The organism is Phormidesmis sp. 146-33 (assembly GCF_052939515.1).
In genome coordinates, this window is record NZ_JBJPHU010000237.1 from 1 (window position 1) to 3,454 (window position 3,454).

The 3,454-nt window shown below is 53.6% G+C and carries 1 pseudogene; it reads right to left on the bottom strand.

From position 1 onward, the window contains the following. Nucleotides 1-3,454, bottom strand: a pseudogene (locus ACJ2PR_RS35440) (DNA-directed RNA polymerase subunit beta''); the annotation flags it as partial.

The window sequence follows — 3,454 nt, forward strand, 5'->3', positions numbered from 1 at the left end:
TCACCAGTTGCAGGCGCATCAGTTCTGGGTCAGTGGTGTCAGCAACCAGCTCAATATCAGCAGCCAGTTGCGGGGTGTCTTTGTCGATTTCGAGAACCAATTGAGTCCGCAGCAAATCTAACCCTTCCACTGATTTGACGCGCTCACCATCCTTGAACGGTAGACGCTGAATGGCTCTGAGACGAATCGATCGCCCTGCTTCTTCACTCGTCGATTCTTGGCTGGGTACAGACGGCTCATTGGGAACCGTAAACTCAGTGACTCGACGCAGCAGCATAGCTGGCCCTTCAGGGGTTTCGACATACTCCGCATAGCGAAGCTCATCGACGACCAACCCTGGCATGACCTGCTGACCCGGATTCACCAGCGTCGCTTCTTTGGTGATGACCTCATCCAGGTTGTCAATCATGTGCAGTTCGCCGGGCTTGATCACAATCTCCCGGAGAATGTCGTTTTTCTGAGTCACCTCGACGACCCCGTTGCTTTGGCAGAAGATGTCTTTAACGACTTCCGTACCAGCTTCAACGTACTGACCATCTTCGACCATCAACAGCGAAATATCCTTGTTGACTTCGTGGGCCTCTTCTGGAATCCACAGCAGCGTTCCGCCCTGAACGACTTCATACCCCTGTTTGGCTTTGCCTCGCTTGGCAATTTCCACACCAGAGTATTTAATGATGCCGCCCGTGTTGGTGCGATAGCGATCGTCGATCAGTTCCGCGACAACTTGACTGTTGGTGACTTGAGTTCCGGGGGTGGCTTTGAGTGAGAAAAGCTGGCCGCCTGTGGTTTCTAATAGATACTGGTCACGCCCTTGATGGCTTTCAACCCGCACTCTCGCCTGATCCAGCATCACAGAAGCCGTAATAATCTCGACTTCTCGCCCGCCTTTTCCTTCACCGACTTCCGGGAGACGCACCACGCCGCCATTTTCAGTAACGAGCTTGGTTTCCGCAATCACCCCGTTTGCCTGGACGCGATCGCCATTCTTGACCGCAGGTTCTGCACCCGGTGGCAGGTTATACACTTCGCCAGAAAGAATCCAAGTCAAACCGCCCCTTTGGGCGATGCGCGTCGTGTTCCCCTGACGGTCTTTCTTCTCTTCGGGCACCAGGTCTTCAAACTTGACTTCACCTGCCAAGTCAGAAGCTACGTCTTTGGCAGCTTTTTCAGTCGTTTTGCGACCGCGACCCGTTAAGGGGACTTCTGCCAAAATCTGTCCGGTTTTGACGTGCTGACCATCTTTGACCATCAGCGTCGCGCCTTGAGAAACCGAGAAGACTTGCTGGAGGCTACCTTTTCCTTCCAGCGTGATCTTGATATCGGAGCCAGCCGATTCCACAATCAGCGCATCTTCGCCGTGACGGGTTCTCAAAGGTCGAGTTCTCAGTCGTTTGGGAACGCGCATCACGCCATCAAATCCAGCTTTCTCCTGACGCGCCATCTCACCCGTAAACACCCCGCCCGTGTGGAATGTCCGCATTGTAAGCTGGGTGCCAGGTTCCCCGATCGACTGAGCCGCAATAATCCCGACCGCTTCCCCAATGTCCACCAGATGGGCGTGTGCCAGACTCCAGCCATAGCAAAGCTGACAAACGGAACGAGCCGCTTCACAGGTCAGAGGCGATCGCACCACAATCTGGGCAATCTTTGCTCTGCCGATCTGCTCCGTCATCTCGTTAGAAATGGCTTCGTTGCGCTTGACGATCACTTCGCCTGTCTCAGGATGCAGCACGTCTTCAGCAGCGACTCGTCCCAGAAGTCTGTCCTTGAGGGGAATAAGAACGCGATCGCCATCCATCATCGGCAGGGCCGGAATGCCTCGTTCCGTACCACAGTCGAGTTCGCGCACGATCACATCTTGCGAAACGTCCACCAATCGACGGGTCAGATAGCCGGAGTCAGCCGTCCGCAGTGCCGTATCTACCAGTCCTTTGCGGGCACCGTAGGAGGAGATGATGTACTCAGTCACGGTCAGACCTTCCCTAAAGTTAGTCTTAATGGGCAAGTCAATAATTTCCCCCTGCGGGTTTGCCATCAAGCCGCGCATTCCAACCAACTGACGCACCTGAGAGATGTTTCCTCTGGCACCAGAGAAGGCCATCATGTAGACCGAGTTAAGGGGGTCGTTCGATCGAAAGTGTTTGACCACTTCGTCTTTGAGTTCTTCACTGGCCCCGTTCCAGGTGTCAATTACTTTTTGGAACCGTTCCACTTCGGTGATTTCGCCGCGAGTGTAGCGATCCTCAGTGTCACGAATCGTTTCTTCGGCTGCATCTAGCAACTGACGCTTACTCGGTGGGATTTGCAAGTCATCCACACTGATCGAAACCCCTGCTTTGGTGGCATACCGGAAGCCCAAATCTTTGAGCAAATCCGCCATCTGAGCTGTCCGAGCCGTCCCGTAGTTGGTGAACGACCACGCGATCAAATTGGTCAACTGCTTTTTGCTGACCACATAGTTGCGAAAAACATGCTTATCTGAATTCTGTGCCATTATTTGCCCCGCTTCTACTGTTTTAGATTTGCGCGATCGCTCAAAAATCTGAAATTGTCAAACCTGACGCTCGTGGGCTTTGGACGTTAGACAGGGGACTCTAGGCGGCACGATTTGAATCGCCTAAAGCCCAACCTCTCAAACGTTCTAAAGTGCCAGTGCTTCCTGAATCGTTTTGTTGAGAATGATCCGCCCTGGTGTAGTTTTGACGTACTGCGAAATGAGAACACCGTCTGCATCAACGCGAACGCGACGATCGCTGTAGGTGCGGGTGACGATTCCATCGGGTGTCGTCTCTTCGCTGATCAATTCGGGATCTTCTGGGTCGATTTTGCCGTCGTAACGCACCCAAACATAGGCGTGGAGGTCAACTTTCTTCTGCTCGTAAGCGTTGATCGCGTCCTCCAAGTTGGCAAAATAGGTGCCTGCACCTTCCTGCCCGGCCAGATTTTCGGTCGTCAGGTAGTAGCAGCCCAACACCATATCTTGGCTAGGCGTGATGATCGGTCGCCCCGTTGCGGGAGAAAGAATGTTGTTAGAAGCCAACATCAGCAAACGAGCCTCCGACTGCGCTTCGATCGACAGGGGAACGTGAACCGCCATCTGGTCACCGTCAAAGTCAGCGTTAAACGCCGGACAAACGAGAGGATGAAGCTGAATCGCTCGACCATCCACCAAAATCGGCTCAAAGGCTTGAATCCCCAGTCGGTGCAGTGTCGGGGCGCGGTTGAGGAAAACGGGGTGGCCTTCGATCACCTCTTCCAAGACTTCCCAGACGGTTGGATCGTTGCGCTGAATTAGCTTCTTCGCCGCTTTGATGTTGTTGACCAATCCCTGACGAATCAGACGGTGGATCACAAAGGGCTGGAATAGCTCGATCGCCATTTCTCTCGGCAGTCCGCACTGGTGAATCTTCAGTTTCGGCCCAACCACGATTACAGAACGTCCCGAATAATC